13 protein-coding genes, 1 tRNA gene and 2 pseudogenes are annotated in these 16665 nt (G+C 60.3%); 7 read left to right on the top strand and 9 right to left on the bottom strand.

The window, feature by feature from the left end; translation table 11 throughout:
* Positions 1 to 158 precede the first annotated feature (158 nt).
* Positions 159 to 1376 carry an MFS transporter gene (locus BLU24_RS06150; protein ID WP_093098361.1) on the bottom strand — a complete coding sequence of 406 codons (1218 nt, stop codon included), beginning with the start codon at positions 1374 to 1376 and terminating at the stop codon, positions 159 to 161.
* Positions 1377 to 1709: 333 nt separating this feature from the next.
* Between BLU24_RS06150 and BLU24_RS06145 the strand changes: the two genes are divergently transcribed.
* A complete protein-coding gene (locus BLU24_RS06145) occupies positions 1710 to 3767 on the top strand; it encodes a methyl-accepting chemotaxis protein (RefSeq protein WP_093098358.1) in 2058 nt (685 codons plus the stop codon).
* A gap of 115 nt (positions 3768 to 3882) precedes the next feature.
* Positions 3883 to 3959 (top strand) — tRNA-Met (locus BLU24_RS06140).
* Between the two features lie 374 nt (positions 3960 to 4333).
* Here BLU24_RS06140 and BLU24_RS06135 read toward each other — a convergent pair.
* Positions 4334 to 4558: a SymE family type I addiction module toxin gene (locus BLU24_RS06135; protein WP_093098355.1), complete on the bottom strand. Its 225-nt coding sequence runs from the start codon at positions 4556 to 4558 to the stop codon at positions 4334 to 4336.
* Between the two features lie 80 nt (positions 4559 to 4638).
* Positions 4639 to 5034, bottom strand: a complete 396-nt coding sequence (locus BLU24_RS06130; protein WP_093098352.1) for a helix-turn-helix domain-containing protein — start codon at positions 5032 to 5034, stop codon at positions 4639 to 4641.
* 328 nt (positions 5035 to 5362) lie between these two features.
* Here BLU24_RS06130 and ggt point away from each other — a divergent pair, with 328 nt between their 5' ends.
* Positions 5363 to 7195 carry a gamma-glutamyltransferase gene (gene ggt / locus BLU24_RS06125; protein WP_093098349.1) on the top strand — a complete coding sequence of 611 codons (1833 nt, stop codon included), beginning with the start codon at positions 5363 to 5365 and terminating at the stop codon, positions 7193 to 7195.
* Positions 7196 to 7265: 70 nt separating this feature from the next.
* Here ggt and BLU24_RS06120 read toward each other — a convergent pair whose 3' ends face one another.
* The 5 genes and pseudogenes from BLU24_RS06120 to BLU24_RS06105 all read right to left on the bottom strand — a co-directional run bounded on the left by BLU24_RS06120 (position 7266) and on the right by BLU24_RS06105 (position 11511).
* Positions 7266 to 7898: a LysE family translocator gene (locus tag BLU24_RS06120; RefSeq protein ID WP_093098346.1), complete on the bottom strand. Its 633-nt coding sequence runs from the start codon at positions 7896 to 7898 to the stop codon at positions 7266 to 7268.
* Positions 7899 to 7969: 71 nt separating this feature from the next.
* The gene (locus BLU24_RS06115; protein WP_093098343.1) at positions 7970 to 8569 is read right to left on the bottom strand and encodes a flavin reductase family protein; all 600 of its coding nucleotides are present in this window, start codon (positions 8567 to 8569) and stop codon (positions 7970 to 7972) included.
* Positions 8570 to 8765: 196 nt separating this feature from the next.
* Positions 8766 to 9203, bottom strand: a pseudogene (locus tag BLU24_RS28145) (methyl-accepting chemotaxis protein); the annotation flags it as partial.
* A 150-nt stretch (positions 9204 to 9353) separates the two neighbouring features.
* Positions 9354 to 9992 (bottom strand): annotated as a pseudogene (locus BLU24_RS28140) (PAS domain-containing protein); the annotation flags it as partial.
* Positions 9993 to 10197: 205 nt separating this feature from the next.
* Entirely contained in the window at positions 10198 to 11511 is a 1314-nt protein-coding gene (locus BLU24_RS06105) for an MFS transporter (RefSeq protein WP_093098338.1), read from the bottom strand.
* A gap of 315 nt (positions 11512 to 11826) precedes the next feature.
* On the opposite strand from BLU24_RS06105, the gene BLU24_RS06100 reads away from it, so the two are divergent.
* The 3 genes from BLU24_RS06100 (at position 11827) to BLU24_RS06090 (ending at position 15370) form a co-directional block, all read left to right on the top strand.
* Positions 11827 to 13245, top strand: coding sequence for a short-chain fatty acid transporter (locus BLU24_RS06100; protein ID WP_093098335.1), 1419 nt, complete (start codon positions 11827 to 11829; stop codon positions 13243 to 13245).
* A 234-nt stretch (positions 13246 to 13479) separates the two neighbouring features.
* Positions 13480 to 14667, top strand: a complete 1188-nt coding sequence (locus tag BLU24_RS06095; RefSeq protein WP_093098332.1) for a hypothetical protein — start codon at positions 13480 to 13482, stop codon at positions 14665 to 14667.
* A gap of 178 nt (positions 14668 to 14845) precedes the next feature.
* A complete protein-coding gene (locus BLU24_RS06090; protein WP_093098329.1) occupies positions 14846 to 15370 on the top strand; it encodes an SET domain-containing protein-lysine N-methyltransferase in 525 nt (174 codons plus the stop codon).
* A gap of 6 nt (positions 15371 to 15376) precedes the next feature.
* Here the strand turns inward: BLU24_RS06090 and can are convergent, their stop codons facing one another.
* A complete protein-coding gene (gene can / locus BLU24_RS06085) occupies positions 15377 to 16021 on the bottom strand; it encodes a carbonate dehydratase (RefSeq protein WP_090286282.1) in 645 nt (214 codons plus the stop codon).
* Positions 16022 to 16163: 142 nt separating this feature from the next.
* Here can and BLU24_RS06080 point away from each other — a divergent pair, with 142 nt between their 5' ends.
* On the top strand, positions 16164 to 16568 hold the full coding sequence (locus BLU24_RS06080; protein ID WP_093098326.1) for a serine kinase/phosphatase: 405 nt from the start codon (positions 16164 to 16166) through the stop codon (positions 16566 to 16568).
* Positions 16569 to 16665: the final 97 nt, after the last annotated feature.

Below are 16665 nucleotides of genomic sequence, written 5' to 3'. Positions count from 1 at the left end.
TTTGATACGCGGCTTTTTTGTGCCTGAAATGTATAGCCCAACACATTTCCCTGTAGGAGTGAGCCTGCTCGCGATAGCGGTATGTCAGTCAGCACATCTGTAGCTGAGAGAACGCTATCGCGAGCAGGCTCACTCCTACAATTGGATCTGTGTGGGGATCAGGGTTTCCTGGTGCGCGGCAGGAAAATTGCCAACACGCCAAACAACGGCAAAAACGAACACAGGAAATACACGTACTCGATCCCGTGTATATCCGCCAGATGCCCGAGCAACGCCGCGCCAATACCGCCAAAACCAAACATCAAACCGAAGAACACCCCGGCGATCATTCCGACATTGCCCGGCACCAGTTCCTGCGCGTACACCACGATCGCCGAAAACGCCGAGGCCAGAATAAAGCCGATCACCACGCTGAGCACGCTGGTCCAGAACAGATCGACGTGAGGCATCAGCAAGGTGAACGGCGCCACGCCGAGGATCGAGAACCAGATCACCGCCTTACGGCCGATCTTGTCGCCGATCGGCCCGCCGAAGAATGTCCCCGCCGCTACCGCGCCGAGAAACAGGAACAGGTGCAACTGCGAGCTGGCCACCGACAGGTCGAATTTCTCGATCAGGTAAAAGGTGAAATAGCTGGTGAGGCTGGCCATGTAGAAATACTTGGAGAACACCAACAGCCCCAGCACCACCAGCGCACTGATCACCCTGCCCTTCGACAAGCCGTGAGCCGCAGCCTGGCCGGCCTTGAGCTTGAACAAGTTCAAGTGATGGGCGTACCAGCGGCTGATGCGGTACAGCACGAACAACGCAAACACCGCGAACAGGCCGAACCACGCGACGTTGCCCTGACCAAACGGAATGATGATCGCCGCCGCCAGCAGCGGGCCGAATGCCGAACCCGCGTTACCACCGACCTGAAAGGTCGATTGCGCCAGACCGTAACGCCCGCCCGAGGCCAGTCGCGCAATCCGCGAGGCTTCGGGGTGAAATGTCGAGGAGCCGATGCCGATCAGCGCCGCCGCCAGCAGAATCAAGGGGAAGCTGCCAACCATCGACATCATCACAATGCCGATCAGCGTGCAAATCGAACCGGCTGGCAGCAGCCACGGCTTCGGATGTCGATCAGTGTGATAACCCACCCACGGCTGCAACAGCGACGCCGTCAATTGGAAAGTCAAAGTGATCAGGCCGACCTGGGTGAACGTCAGGCCGTAATTGGCCTTGAGCATCGGATAGATCGACGGCAGCACCGACTGGATCAGGTCGTTGATCAAATGCGCCAGCGCTACCGCGCCGATGATGCGCGTCACCAAAGGGCTGCTTTGCGGAGCAGCGGTCGCCGAGGCAGCGGCGGTCTGAACATTGCTGATAGCCATGGAATTTTCCGGACAGCAGAGGGGTGCCCGCAGGCAGGTGCGTCAATGTGCCATTTTTCGGTGCGCCTGCGCTATCCCCTTAGCCAGCTAACTAACTGACGGGTCGTCGATTGCCAGGTGATAGCGCAACGCCATGGTCTGAATCTTGCCTTGCTTCTCTGCTTGAACGCGGCCGCCTTACAAAGGCGACCGACAATGGGAAGTTTCGCTACAGAGCCGGCCTACAGAGCGGGCAAGAGTGAACTTTCGAGGCCTTTTAGCAGGGCACAACATCAAGGTCGAGCGACTGCGATGCACGCCAATGGTGCGTGGTGTCCGGGGGAGTCATGGGGCATGCAGGCTTTTCTTTCGCCGGGGATCAAATTGCTGGGGCGATTTGGCTTCGCACGTAAATTCCAGTTGTTGTTTCTGCTGTTCATTCTGCCGTTGGCCGGTAGCCTGTTGATGATCGGTCAGGACTATCGCGAAAAGCTCAGTCTTATCTCCGGCGAGCGCGCCGGCGTGCGCCAGTTGCTGGCGCTGGATGCGCTGGACAACCTGCTCGCCGCGCAACGCGACCGCGCCGCCCGCTGGCGCGCTACGGAAACCAACCGGCAACCGACGCCGGCCACACTGGCGGCCATGGCCGCGTTCGACAAGGTGCAGCCTGCCGTATTGCAAGCCACTACGGACCTGGGTACAGCACTGAATAACGAAGGAGCCGAAGGCGAAACGCTGACGCGCTATCAAGCGCTGCAAACCGCGCTCAATAGCCTCGATTCGAAAAGCCTGAGCAGCGTCGGCTGGTGGCCGGACGGCTACGACCGCTTTACCAACGCCTTGGGCGCGTTGCAAGCGTTGCGCGAGCAGATCGTCATGGACAATCGCCTGACGCTCGCGCCGTGGCTGGAAACCTATCTGCTGACGCAGATCTCCACGCAACACGCGCCGGACCTGATCGAGCGAATCGGCCGCCTCGCCGCGGTCGGCCAGGCCTCGGTGGTCTCCGGCCAATTTACCTTGCAGAGCCGTTTGCAATTGCGTGACCTGCGCAGCCGCATCGGCGACGCCCGCGAGCAACTGGTCAAAACCGCCACGCTGCTCGAAGCACGCCTGCCGACAGACCAGCAGAGCTGGGCCAGCCAATACCACGACAGCCTCAAACACCTCGACAGCGGCTTGAAAGTGCTCGACGACGGCGTGTTCGGGGGCAGCATCAATCTGAAACCGGAAGACTTCGAGCGCAGCCTCGACGCCCTGCTGATCAACCTCGCGTCCCTGCGCCAGCAATCGCTGCTGTCGCTGGATCAGCGGCTCGACGCCTATCACAGCTCGGCTATCCGTCAGTTCATCCTGGTCGCGGCGATCTTCGGTTGTCTGCTGCTGGCCGCGTTATACCTGTTCATTTGCCTGCAAGCCTCGATCCGCCGCAGCGCCAGCGGCATCACGCTGCTCGCCGAAGCCCTGCGTGACGGCAATCTGAGCCTGCAGGTGCCGGTAGTCGGCCGTGATGAGCTGGCGGCCATCAGCACCGCGCTCAACGTGGCCGTGGTGCAACTGCGCAGCAGCATGCTCGGCGTCGATCACGAAACTTCGCAACTGAGCAACGCGGTGCGCAGCCTCAACGATCATTCCAGCGGTGCGCTCAGCGAAGTCGAGGCGCAACAATTGCAGATCAGCCAGATCGCCGCAGCGGCCACGCAACTCGCCGCCACCTCGCAAGGCGTGGCGCAGAGCTGCGAACAGGCCTCTGGCAGCGCCCAGCACACCCGGCGCATCGCCGCTGAGAGCAGCCGCGACAGCCAGCGCACCACGGCGAGCATTCAGCAGCTCAATCAGCGCTTGAACGAAACAGCAGCGGCATTGGGTCGGGTCAGCGAACAAGGCCAGCAGATTCAACTGGTCGTCGACACCATTCGCGGCGTCGCCGAGCAAACCAACCTGCTGGCCCTCAACGCGGCGATCGAAGCGGCACGCGCCGGTGAACAGGGTCGTGGCTTTGCCGTGGTTGCTGACGAAGTGCGCAGCCTGTCGCAACGCACCCAGTCATCCACCGCACAGATCGCCGGCACCGTCGACAGCCTGCGTGCCACCGTCAATGAAGCAGTCAGCCTGATGGAAGCCGCGTGCGGCCAGGCGCAATCGGACGCCGCCGCCGTCACCGGCCTCGGTGAACGCCTGGGCGAAATTGCCAGCGCCGTTCAGAGCGTCACCGACACCCTGGCGCAGATCGCCACGGCGGTTGAGGAACAGGCGAGCACCGCCGATGAGGTGAGCGGCAACATCCAGCAGGTCGATCAAGCGGCGGTGCGTTTGCTCGAAGGCGCGCGGGCGGTGAACATTGCGGCAGACACCTTGAGCCTGGGCAGCGAAGCCTTGAGCGCCAATACCGCCAGATTCCGCCTGCGCTGACACCCTCCCCGGCCCCGATTTTCGGGGCCGGAGGATAAGCGGTTGAAAATAAGAAGAAATATTTTGGATTTACGCTTGACGCTTTTCCATTTCAGGGGAATAATGCGCGCCACTTGGCTACATAGCTCAGTTGGTTAGAGCATAGCATTCATAATGCTGGGGTCCGGGGTTCAAGTCCCTGTGTAGCCACCAAGTACTAAAAACGGCTTACCGAAAGGTAGGCCGTTTTTTTATGCTTGCAATAATCCCCCGCCCGGTTACCGATCTATCCGAATCACTGTTTACCCTAGAGGTGTAGCGATGCGCTACCACCGATCAATGGGTCCGCAGTTGCTCATCAGTCAGACTTTCTTACAGTTTGCGCTTCGCTTTTTTTCACATAAGCCAATATCACATTCAAGATAAGGCCTTCGTAACAACCAGGCTTATAGCCAAGTAACACGGGCCCTGCCCCCATAAAAATCAAGAAAATCAAAAGCGCTATCTGAGAAAAACGCCGCTATCACTGAATGTTAGCGGCGTTTTTTCTTACGTAAATAGCATTGCGGCTTTACTCGGCGATTCATCTATTCCGCAGTAATCACCAGACAACCTTTCATCACACGGACTTTCACGTTCTCGTTCACCTCGAATCCTGCCTGTCTTAACCACAGTCCGCGTAGCCTGATCCAGGGCACCGGTTTGGCGGGGCTGTGAGGTTGATCCTTTATGTGGACCGGGTAAAAGTCTGCGGCGATTTTCAACCGGCGTTCAGTGATAGGGGTTGATGACGTATGATCGGCCTTAGCCATAATTAGCTCCTTCTTAGCTGCTTGTGGTTAGCGGGGCCAAAGTGTTGGTAGCACCTTGGTTCCGCGTTCTTTGAGTTACTTCAAACTTCTCCTTCTCCGTTGCTTGTCTTGCTCGTTGCTTGTGCGATCAGCGCATCGAGCATCTGCGCTACGACCTTCTGCTGGACTTTCGGCAGCTCATTGATGGACTGCAGCCGTCGATACCAGGTCGAGGTCAAGCTGCGTCTGGGCGTTTCCGTGTACGAGGGAACCCCGAGCAGCTCTTCAACAGGAACGCGAAGCGCAAATGCCATCTTCACCAGTGTCGTGACCGGCATGCTGCGCGTGCCCTCTTCGTAACCCTGAAAGGTCTGTCGAGAAAGACCTAAAGCCCGTGCCAACCGAGTCTGTGTGATCTCATGCACCATACGTAAGTGAGCGATGCGACTGCCCATCGCCATCAGAAAAGCGCGGTCCTCCTCATTGGAAACACTCATGACAATCGCCGACTGGAAATGGAGTTGAATAACAACGGACTTGTCCCTCTACCTGAAATCCATCCTGGGGAAATTCAATAGAAAACATCCTCAGGCAAGGGTGCGTAGGTTGTCGACCTGAAAAGTCTGTAGGAGAAATGAAGGGTAAATACCAACCCAGAGCGGAGTACTACAAGTACAAAACCTTTGATTTGACTGAGCCCGTTACGAGAGGCCCGAGTGCTTCCGAAACACTTTGACCAAGGATCAAATCCTCACCCGGTTTGCACCCCCACCGCCCGCTCGCTAAAGTCCCCCAACACTTCTATCCCACGGACGGAGAGCCCGCGTGTTTTCAACCCAGCCCTTGAGCCGCTTTCGCCTGCCAGTTCTTACACTGCTTATCAGTGCCCTGACCCTCACCGCGTGCAACGCCCCGCCCTCCTCGATGTTGCCGCTGGCACCGGAAGGCGCTTCCGGTTATCGCACCGATCTGCAAACCCGCCACGCCAACAAACACATGGCTGCTGCCGCCAATCCACTGGCCGCCGAGGCGGGTCGGGAGATGTTGCGTCAGGGTGGTTCGGCGATCGATGCGGCGATTGCGATGCAGGCGGTGCTGACGCTGGTCGAGCCGCAGTCGTCCGGGATTGGTGGTGGGGCGATGATCGTGTTGTGGGATGGCAAACAGGTGCGCACCTATGACGGGCGCGAGACAGCGCCGGCAGGCGCTACCGAGAAGCTGTTTCTACAAGCGGACGGCAAACCGATGGCTTTCCCGCAGGCGCAGATTGGCGGCCGGTCGGTCGGCACGCCCGGGGTGTTGCGTGCGCTGGAAATGGCGCACAAACAACACGGGCGTCTGCCGTGGGCCAGGTTGTTCGAGCCGGCGATCCAACTGGCCGAGCAGGGTTTCGCCATCTCCCCGCGCCTGTACTCGTTGCTTGCCGCCGATTCGGCGCTGCGCCAGTCGCCCGACATGGCCGCCTACTTTTTGAACAGCGATGGCAGCGTCAAAGCCGTCGGCACGCGCCTGCAGAATCCGGCCTTGGCCGCCGTGTTCAAGCGCATCGCCAGTGAAGGTGCAGACGCGTTTTACAAAGGTCCGATCGCTGAGGAAATCGTCGCCAAGGTCCAGCGTCACGCCAACCCCGGCAGCCTGTCGCTGACCGATCTGCAACGCTATCAGGCCAAGGAGCGTGCGCCGCTGTGCACGGACTACAAGCGCTGGCAGGTGTGCGGCATGCCGCCACCGTCGTCGGGCGGGATCGCCGTGGCGCAAATCCTCGGCACGTTGCAGGCCCTGGAAACCCGTGATCCGCGCCTTTCGCTGACACCGCTCAAACCGGTCAAGACCGACAAACCGGCCGGCATTGAACCGGACCCGCAAGCCGTGCACCTGATCGCGGAAGCCGAACGGCTCGCCTACGCCGACCGTGCGCAATATGTCGCGGACACCGACTTCGTGCCGGTGCCGGTCAAAGGTCTGGTCGACCAGGGTTATCTGGCCAGCCGCGCCAGCCTGATTGGCGAACGCAGCATGGGCACTGCCAAACCGGGCACACCGCCGGGCGTGCAGGTTGCCTACGCGCCGGACCGTTCGCCATTGCGTATTTCCACCTCACAAGTCGTGGCGGTGGATGACCTCGGCGGCGCGGTGTCGATGACCACCACCATCGAAGCCGCATTCGGCTCACACCTGATGGTTCAGGGCTTTCTGCTCAATAACCAGATGACCGATTTCTCGTTCATCCCCGAAGAGAACGGTCAGAAAGTCGCCAACCGCGTCGAACCCGGCAAACGCCCGCGCTCGTCGATGGCGCCGACCCTGATCTTTGATCGCCAGAGCGGCGAATTCGTCGCCACGGTCGGCTCGCCCGGCGGCTCGCAAATCATTGAATACGTCGCCAAGACCACCATCGGCCTGCTCGACTGGGACCTCGACGCACAACGCGCGATCAGCCTGCCCAACTTCGGCAGCCGCAACGGCCCGACCGAACTGGAACAGGGCCAGTTCAGCCCGGCGCTGGTACAGGCACTGAAAGACAAAGGGCATATCGTGAGCGAAATCGACATGACCAGCGGCACCCAGGCCATCGTGCGGGTCAAGGATGCACAGCGGAAAGTGTCGTTGGAAGGTGGCGCCGATCCACGGCGTGAAGGCGAAGCGCTCGGCGACTGAGTCTACGATGCAAAAAGAAAAGGCTTACCGGGTGGTAGGCCTTTTTTATCGGCGTGTCCCTCAATCGCTCTCAACGATTCGCCACCAAATGCGCCCCAAACAACAAATAGCAGCCACCCGCCAACCGATCCAGCCACTGCCGTGACCGTTCGTAAACACCGGCAACCCGGCGGCTGGCGAAGAAAAGTGCGACGCAGCAATACCAACTGAAGGACAACGTGGCCATGGTCAGCACGGCCAGCGCCAGCAGGAGCGGCGATACGTGAGCCGGCATGGCGGTGGCGAAGATGGTGGTGACGAACAGTGCCGATTTCGGGTTGGTCATATTGCCGAGCAAACCGCGAGCGTAAACGCTGAGACAGGTCTGGTGGGTTGCAGCGGGCTCACCGGGAGCAATCGCTCCCTTGCGCTTGAATTGCTTCAATCCCAGATAAATCAGGTAGCAACCGCCGGCGATCTTGAAGCCCAGATATAGCGTCGGCGCGACGCTGAACAGTGTCTTGATTCCCAAGCCGCCCGCGAGCCCCCATAGCACCGTGCCGGTCGCCACGCCCAGCGCAGCCACCACACCATGCCGACGCGACTGACTCGCCGCCAACTGAGCGATGTTGAAAAAATTCGGGCCGGGCGTGACCACGGCAACAGTCCACAACAGCGCCAGCGACAACAGCGGGGCGAGATAACCGGCAGCGGAAAAGTCCATGATTCAGGCGCCTGAAATAAGGTGAGTCTTATACCTTGCTACATCCGCTGACGGATTTCCATCAACGCTGCTTAAACCTTTAGCGTCTTGCCATCCACCGCATCACCAATCTTCAAAAAATGCCCCCCGGCAACATGGTGCAGCGTGCGCAAACCGTCATGCCCTTCGAAATGCCAGCGCCCGTCGCTGAACACGCGTTCGTCGGCATGGGCGGCGATGACTTCGGCGAGGAACAGGTCGTATTGCTGGTGGTTGCGTGGTTCCGGCAGCAGGCGGCATTCGAGCCAGGCGACGCAGCCGTCGAGCAGCGGCGCTGCGACCTGTTCGCCGATGAAGGTTTGCAGACCGCAGGCCTGAAATTTGTCCCGTCCCTGGCTCTGGGTAATTTCCAGCCCCGAGGTGTTGCCGACGGTTTGCACGATGTCGGCCTGATCGGCGCAAGGAACGTTGAGTACGAAGGTGCCCGAGGCTTCGAGCAGCTGGCGGGTCCAGGTGGACTTATCCAGCACCACGGCGACTTTCGGCGGTTCGAAATCCAGGGGCATGGCCCAGGCGGCGGCCATGATGTTGCGCTGCCCATCGTGGGCCGCGCTGACCAGCACGGTCGGGCCGTGATTGAGCAAGCGGTAGGCTTTGTTCAAGGGTACCGGGCGGCGGTGGGAATCGCTCATGGGGGTCTGCTCCGCGGGTAAAGGAGCCGATTGTAGCGCTGCTACTGGAGAATCACAGAACCTGTGACACCTCGGTGATCGTTCCCACGCTCTGCGTGGGAATGCATCCTGTGACGCTCTGCGTCACGCCGGCAAGGGAACGCGGAGCGTCCCGAGAGGCGTTCCCACGCAGAGCGTGGGAACGATCAGCAGGGTGTCAGTGAGACAGTTGATTGGCGAACTGACCCACCGCGTCTACCACTTTCTGTGCTCCGTCCTGGATTTCGACAATCACCGTCCCCGCCTCTGCCGCCAGTGCCAGGCCTTGCTCGGCCTGCAGCTTGCCGTCGGTCATCAGCGCCACCGCATTGCGGGCCATTTCCTGGTTCTGCCGGACCACGGTGACGATCTCGTCGGTGGCCTGGCTGGTGCGCGAAGCCAGCTGTCGCACTTCATCGGCGACTACGGCAAAGCCGCGACCCTGCTCGCCGGCACGGGCGGCTTCGATCGCGGCGTTGAGCGCCAGTAGGTTGGTCTGTTCGGCGATGCCGCTGATGGTTTTGACGATGGTGCCGATCACCATTGACTGCTCGTTGAGCGCCTCGATGCCCTCCCCGGCGGCTTGCATGTGCCGCGACAAATCACGCATCACGTTGACCGCTTCGGTGACCACCGTCGTGCCACGTTGCGCGGTGCTGTCGGTTTGTTGCGAGGTGCTGTAGGCGATGCTGGCCGCGTCGGCAACAGCTTGTTCGCGGTTGACCTGATCGGTGATGACCGTGGCGAACTTCACCACTTTGTACAGTTTGTCGTTGGCATCGACCACCGGGTTGTAGGACGCTTCCAGCCAGACATCGCGGCCATGGCTGTCGATACGCTTGAAACGACCCGCGACGAACTCGCCATTGTTCAAGCGGCGCCAGAAATTCTGATACTCGCCGCTGTTGTATTCCTCCGGCGCGCAGAACGTGCGGTGATGTTTGCCCTTGATCTGCGCCAGGCTGTAACCCATGCCATTGAGGAAACGATCGTTGGCGGTGAGTACGTTGCCATTGAGATCGAATTCGATCACAGCGGTAGAGCGCACCAGCGCGCCGATCAGGTTTTCATGCTCGCGGGAGGCTTCGATGGTGCGGGTCAGGTCGCTGGCGTAGAACGAAATATGTCTGATCCGGCCATCGGAAGCACGCACGGGCTGGACGATCGAGCGTAGCCACGCCTCTTCGCCATTGCCACGCACCAGGCGCACGGCACCGGCAAAATGCTCGCCACGGGTCATTGCGTTCTTGAAGCGCAGATGGAATTCGTTGGTTTTGACGTGGGCCGGGACGATGTCTTCAAGCGCCCGGCCGATCAGGTCCTGGCTTTTGTAAATCATCTCGCCAAGGAAGTTCTGGTTGACCGAACGAATCCGCCCGTCGGCCTCAAGCGTCAGCGCCAGCATCTCGCTTTCCAGGCTTTCCTTCACTTGCACAAGGCTGGAGAGTTCTTCACGGAGAGCGGCCAGCTCTTGCTTCAAGCGTTTATTGAACATGGGAAAGCACCAATGGCAGGGTTGAACGCGGCGTACAACCTAGCCATCGGCCTTGCAGAGCTTTTCTGAAGCGGCCGCGAGACCCGTCAGTCGAAAATAGTTCGGCGGTTTCTGCTCAGGCAGCGCCCGCGGCCTGACAGGGCCCTGTGCGAGGCATGCGAGCACCGAAATAAGCGGCCGTCAGCATGCCCACCACGCCCATCACTGCGCAGAACATCACGCAGATCCAAGGGCTCCAGGGCATCAGCCCGATCAGCAACAATGGCGTAACGCTCGCCCACGCGGCGTAGGCAATGTTGTAGGTAAAGGAAATGCCCGACACGCGAATACGCGCTGGAAACAGCCCGACCATCACCGAAGGCACCGCGCCGACGACTCCGCAACCGAGCCCGGCCACGGCATAAGCCAGGCCGACCCACTGCCCGCCTGCGATCAGGCAGGCATACAGCACGCCGATGCCCAGTGGCAGCAGCAGGCTGTAGAACATGACCGTGCGCCACGCGCCGATGCGATCGACCAGCAGACCGGCGAGCACGCAACCGATGTTGAGGAAAACGATGCCCAGCGCACTGAGGCCGAAGGTGTGGCTGGCGGTCATGCCAAACGTCTTTTGCATCATCGTCGGCGTGATGACCACAAACACCACCACCGCCGAGGTCAGCACGCAGGTCAGCAGCATCGCCGGCAACATCGCCAGTCGGTGCTCGCGCAACACGGTGCGCAGTGGCAGTTCGACCCGCGCCTCGCGCTGCGCCTCCATCGCGATGAAAACCGGTGTTTCGCTCAGCCAGCGGCGCAGATAAACGCCAACCACCCCAAACACTCCGCCGAGCAGGAAGGGATAACGCCAGGCGTAATCGAGAATTTCCGCTGGAGTGAAGACCTGGGCGAGGAATGTCGCGGTCAGTGCACCGATCAGATAGCCGAAGGTCAGCCCGGCCTGCAAAAAGCCAAGGGCGTAACCGCGGTGACCGGACGGTGCGTGTTCGGCGACGAATACCCAGGCACTCGGCACTTCGCCCCCCACGGCTGCGCCCTGAAGGATGCGCAGCGCCAGCAACAGCAGCGGTGCGAAATAACCGATCTGTGCATAAGTCGGCATGATCCCGATCAGCAGGCACGGCAGCGCCATCATCAGGATGCTCAGGCTGAAGACCTTTTTGCGGCCCAAACGGTCGGCGAAATGCGCCATCAGGATGCCGCCCAGCGGCCGTGCGAGATAGCCGGTGACGAAGATGCCGAAGCTCTGCAGCAGGCGCAGCCACTCGGGCATTTCCGGCGGGAAGAACAGCTGACTGAGGGTCAGGGCAAAAAATACGAAAATGATGAAGTCGTAGATTTCCAGCGCCCCGCCGAGGGCCGCAAGGCCAAGGGTCTTGTAGTCGGAGCGGCTGAACGGCGCAGGTCTGGCCGGGATTTGGGCAGTCATCGCAAAGAACTCTGGATCAGGCAAAAAACCAAGGCGCCCATGGTCTACGCAAATGGACGGGGGGACAACCCGTTAGACCATAGTCATGGTTTTGCAAAAGCTGATCACAAATGGGCGGCGCTTGATTTACTGTAAATGCCTGTCTGCAGGATGAACACCGCTGCCCTGCAGGAGTGAGCCTGCTCGCGATGGCGTGCGTCCAGTCACTGAATGTGTTGAATGTGATTGCGCTATCGCGAGCAGGCTCACTCCTACAAGGGATTTGTGTTTCGCCTGCCAGACCAAAATAACCATAAAAATTCCGAGGTACTCCCCGTGGCCGTTGATATCGAAGATAGCCGCTCTGCGCGCTTTGCCCTGCGCTGTTCAAGTTTTGCCGAACGCTGGTTTCCCGATTCCTGGGTATTTGCCGCGTTGGCCGTCATCATCGTTACCCTCGCCACTCTGGCCATGGGTGCCAAACCCACCGCGGCGGCAATGGCCTTCGGCGACGGTTTCTGGAGCCTGATTCCGTTCACCATGCAGATGGCCTTCGTGGTGATCGGCGGCTACGTGGTCGCCAGCTCGCCGCCTGCGGTCAAACTGATCGACCGACTGGCGCGGGTCCCGAAAAATGGCCGCTCCGCCGTGGCCTGGGTGGCGTTGATCTCGATGGTCGCTTCCTTGCTCAACTGGGGCCTGTCGCTGGTCTTCGGTGGTCTGCTGGTGCGCGCCCTCGCCCGCCGTACCGACCTGAAAATGGATTACCGCGCCGCCGGCGCCGCTGCGTATCTCGGCCTTGGCGCGGTGTGGGCGCTGGGTTTGTCGTCGTCCGCCGCGCAACTGCAGGCCAACCCTGCCAGCCTGCCGCCGTCGATCCTGTCGATCACCGGGGTGATTCCGTTCACCGAAACCATTTTCCTCTGGCAGTCGGGCGTAATGTTGCTGGCGCTGATCGTGATCTCGATCATCATCGCTTACGCCACCGCACCCGGCCCGAACTCGGCGCGGGACGCGAAGGCCTGCGGCATCGACCCGGCGTTCAACCTGCCACCGCTGCAACCGCGCACACGACCGGGCGAATGGCTGGAACACAGCCCGCTGTTGATCATCGTGCTGGTGCTGCTGGCGGCGGGATGGTTGTTCCATGAATTTTCCAGCAAACCGGCGATCACCGCGATTTCCGGGCTCAATACCTACAACTTCCTGTTCATCATGCTCGGCGCCCTGCTGCACTGGCGCCCGCGCAGCTTTCTCGATGCGGTGGCGCGCGCCGTGCCGACCACCACTGGCGTGCTGATCCAGTTTCCGCTGTACGGCTCGATCGCCGCGTTGATGACCACGGTCAAAGGCGCGGATGCGCAGACTCTGGCGCACCACATTTCGACGTTCTTCGTCAGCATCGCCTCGCACGACACCTATGCGCTGCTGATGGGCGTCTACTCGGCGATTATTGGCTTTTTCATTCCGTCGGGCGGCGGCAAGTGGATCATCGAAGCGCCGTACGTGATGCAGGTCGCCAACGACTTGCAGTACCACCTCGGCTGGGCCGTGCAGATCTACAACGCCGCCGAAGCACTGCCGAACCTGATCAACCCGTTCTACATGCTGCCGCTGCTCGGCGTACTCGGCTTGAAGGCGCGGGATCTGATCGGCTTCTCGTTCGTGCAATTGCTGGTGCACACGCCGCTGGTGCTGGTGCTGCTGTGGGCGCTGGGGACGACGTTGGCGTATACGCCGCCGGTGATGCCGTAGCCATCAAGTAGCTGCCTGCTGCAACTGTGGGAGCCAGCCCGCTGGCGATAGCAAACTATCAGTCGACTTCAGTGTTGCCTGACATACCGCTATCGCCAGCAGGCTGGCTCCCACATTTCTTGCGCTACTCGCTGAAAAAAATCGTACCGACCAGCTTTTTTGTGCCACACGGCTGATCCACTATGAAACGCCCCCGACACTTGCGGGGAATTCCACGCTGAAAAGGATCTGAGCATGTTCAAGTTCGCAGGACTTTCCCCCGCCGCACTGGCCCTCACCGCACTGACGCTGAGCGCCGCCGCCCACGCCGATGTCGACCTGAAACTGGGCAGCACCGAGCGCGTCACGCGCCTCTTCGCTTATCCCAATAATTGTCACGTCATCTGTTACCGCAACTGGACGCTGGAGCAGACCGTTGCGCATTACCTGACCCAAAGCGTACAGCGCGATGGCTATGCCGACGCCAAGGTGCTGGTGAAGACCGACAACGATCAGCTCTACGCCGAGATCTCTGGTGTGCCGCAGGGTTACGACAAACCGCTGGCGGCGCTGCTTGACGCTGGCGACTTGGCCTACAACGGCGCCAGCAAGCTCAATGCCGATGGTAAATGGGCTTACAGCTGGTATCTGTTCCTGCCGCTGGGCATGGCCCTGGAAAACCGTAAAAGTGTCGAGTTGCTGCACTTCCCGCCGGATTATTCGCTGACTCAGGCGCAGGATTATTTGCGCTCCAACACCACTGATCGCTGGGCGACGTTGCTCACTGACAATGGCATTCCCGCTGAGCAGACGCCGGCTTATCAGACCATCATCGACATCGCCCCGATTGCCGCGCCGTCCAATGCCGGTAGCGACCTGGAAGGCGTGTACGACTATTTCAAGGACTACCAGACCACGCTGGTCAAGCAGTTCAGCCAGACTGCCAGCGGCACGACGCTGCCGATGGTCGCGTTCGGTGCGCCGGTGCGTAACTGGATCAAACAGCAATACGGGCCGACCGTCGGCGTATTGGGCCTGGCGACCATCAGCCCGAGCGAGGGCGTGCAGGTGCCGGTGCTGGGGTCCAACCATCCGAGTTACATCTGGTACGCCGCCGATCCGAAAAGCTACACCGGCGACGATGCGCAGGCCAAGGCCGATGCTGCGGGCCTGAAAGTCATGGGTCAGGATTTGAGCGCCGCCTGCTGGCAGGCCGGCATGGGCAGCAAACCGGGCAGCAACGCGCAGACCACGCTGAACACTTGCACGCAAACCTGGCAGGTCACGCAGAAAGTCAAAACTTGCGAACTGTTCTACACCTCGATCCGTGATCTGACAGCGGAGCAGGCCGCAGCCAAGTGCGCTAGCACACCGATCAAGGCGCAACTGCAACAGTTGAAAGCGCCCCTGCCGGCGACCGCCATTCCTGCTCCGCACCTGTAAACCTGACGACTCATCCCGTGTCAGCCCTGGCTGACGCGGGAATACGTCTATCACGCCTGTCACATCTGACAGTAGACCGGTTATACCTGTAACCACTAGATTGGATCCATGGCTGTAAACAAGGGCCGACAGGACGTCGTCCCGGCAACGTCGCATAGCCGTGCGACAAAGGAAGATCATGAATACCCACGCCGTGGCAGGCTCTGCCCCGCACGATACCGAAGGCATCTACCCCTTCTCCGGCCTGCCCGTGCGTCTTGGGTTTCCCTCCAGTGCCGACTTCGAAATCATTCACGATCCCTACGCCAATCCGGTGGCAATCGCCGCACGCCGAGATTTTCCCGGTACACACCGGATGTGCAGGGTTTCCGGGCAATTGCTGCCCTATCGCTGCCGACAGACCCGCCAATTGCTCGGCGGCATTCACCTGTACGATCCTCGCTTTTGCGGACTGCTCGAACATGCCTGCGACCCGAACACGTTTCTCGACATGACTGAGTTGTGGCTGTGGTCGCTCAAGGACATTCAGCGCGGCGAGCATCTGAGCATTGATTACGCCGCCACTGAAGACAAACTCTCGCGCCAGTTTGCCTGCGGTTGCGGCTCATCACGTTGTCGTGGCTGGATCACCGGTTACGATGAACCGCCAAGCCTGGAAGGCCTGCACTTTCTCCAGCGCTGGCGGCAATCGGGCCGACGCTAGGCGGCTTTACGCCGGGCCGATCGGGCGCAAGCGATACTGCGGCGGCAGTTGCTCGAAACCACTGATGGTGGTGTTGAGACTTTTCCAGCGGCCATCCTTGATGCCGTAGATGCAGCCGTGGATCGACAGGCTCTGGCCGCGATGCCAGGCGTTCTGGATGATGCTGGTGTGCGCGACGTTGGCCACTTGCTGGATCACGTTGAGTTCGCACATCCGGTCGACCTGCTCTTCTTCGGTCGGCAGCTTGGCCAGTTCTTCGCGCTTTTCGTAATACAGATCGCGGATCGAACGCAGCCAGCCATCGATCAGACCGAACTGGCGGTCCTGCATCGACGCGCGCACACCGCCGCAACCGTAGTGGCCGGTAACGAGGATGTGTTTGACCTTGAGCACGTCCACTGCGTACTGGATCACCGACAAACAGTTGAGGTCGGTGTGCAGCACCACGTTGGCGACGTTGCGGTGCACGAACAGATCGCCAGGCAACATGCCAACGATTTCGTTGGCTGGCACCCGTGCGTCGGAACAGCCGATCCACAAGTATTCGGGGGTCTGCTGGCGCGCCAGTTTGGCGAAGAAATCCGGGTCTTCCTTGGTGATCGCGTCAGCCCAACGCTCGTTGTTATCAATCAGGTCTTGTAAGTCGTGCATGGATAAGGCCTCAAGAAAGATGCGCTGGTTTGATAGACGACCGCCCGTCGGAGTCACGCCCGTTGAGCAAAGTGTTTTCGTTGGAATTCTCGTGCGCCTGATGAGTCCACTCCAAGTAAGGCCCACAGTATGAGGATTTGCCATGACTGATTCACGACGCCCCTACGATGCGGCGCAACCGGAGCCCATCGATGATAACGAAGACCGCATGGGTTCGGTGCATGAGTTGGATTTCGACGACGAAGAGCCCAGCGCGAAGATCGGTGATGAGATTCCTGAGCGTGAACGCGAGCAGCTGATGCCAGGTGAACGCGTGCGTGAGGCAGGTCTGACCGGCGGCTCGGTCGATGATCACCAACCGACGGACGACGATTTGAGCCCGGAAACGCTGATCCGCGACGATGGCGCTCGCGATGCCGAAGAAATTGGTGAGGGCAATCAGGCAGATTGGGATTTGAGCGTGGTCGGAGAAAATGACATCGGCGGCGGAGACGGACTGGACGAGGCTGAACTGGCGGACCTGGATCCGCTGGATGGCAAGCGCTGATCAGCGGCACCTGATAAATCGCTATCGCGAGCAGGCTCACTCCTACAGGGGAACGCATTCCAAACTGTAGGAGTGAGCCTGCTCGCGATGCTTTTAA

Source organism: Pseudomonas sp. Z003-0.4C(8344-21), from assembly GCF_900104975.1.
GTDB classification, from domain to species: domain Bacteria; phylum Pseudomonadota; class Gammaproteobacteria; order Pseudomonadales; family Pseudomonadaceae; genus Aquipseudomonas; species Aquipseudomonas granadensis.
Note: the sequence above shows the minus strand (reverse complement) of the source record. Positions and strands in the feature narration are given on the sequence as shown.

Coding starts and splice junctions, on each gene's coding strand:
- BLU24_RS06130 (WP_093098352.1), bottom strand. CDS start 5,034: ATGAGTGTTTCCAATGAGGAGGACCGCGCTTTTCTGATGGCGATGGGC.
- BLU24_RS06145 (WP_093098358.1), top strand. CDS start 1,710: ATGCAGGCTTTTCTTTCGCCGGGGATCAAATTGCTGGGGCGATTTGGC.
- BLU24_RS06120 (WP_093098346.1), bottom strand. CDS start 7,898: ATGGACTTTTCCGCTGCCGGTTATCTCGCCCCGCTGTTGTCGCTGGCG.
- can (WP_090286282.1), bottom strand. CDS start 16,021: ATGCACGACTTACAAGACCTGATTGATAACAACGAGCGTTGGGCTGAC.
- BLU24_RS06080 (WP_093098326.1), top strand. CDS start 16,164: ATGACTGATTCACGACGCCCCTACGATGCGGCGCAACCGGAGCCCATC.
- BLU24_RS06095 (WP_093098332.1), top strand. CDS start 13,480: ATGTTCAAGTTCGCAGGACTTTCCCCCGCCGCACTGGCCCTCACCGCA.
- BLU24_RS06150 (WP_093098361.1), bottom strand. CDS start 1,376: ATGGCTATCAGCAATGTTCAGACCGCCGCTGCCTCGGCGACCGCTGCT.
- BLU24_RS06105 (WP_093098338.1), bottom strand. CDS start 11,511: ATGACTGCCCAAATCCCGGCCAGACCTGCGCCGTTCAGCCGCTCCGAC.
- BLU24_RS06115 (WP_093098343.1), bottom strand. CDS start 8,569: ATGAGCGATTCCCACCGCCGCCCGGTACCCTTGAACAAAGCCTACCGC.
- BLU24_RS06135 (WP_093098355.1), bottom strand. CDS start 4,558: ATGGCTAAGGCCGATCATACGTCATCAACCCCTATCACTGAACGCCGG.
- BLU24_RS06090 (WP_093098329.1), top strand. CDS start 14,846: ATGAATACCCACGCCGTGGCAGGCTCTGCCCCGCACGATACCGAAGGC.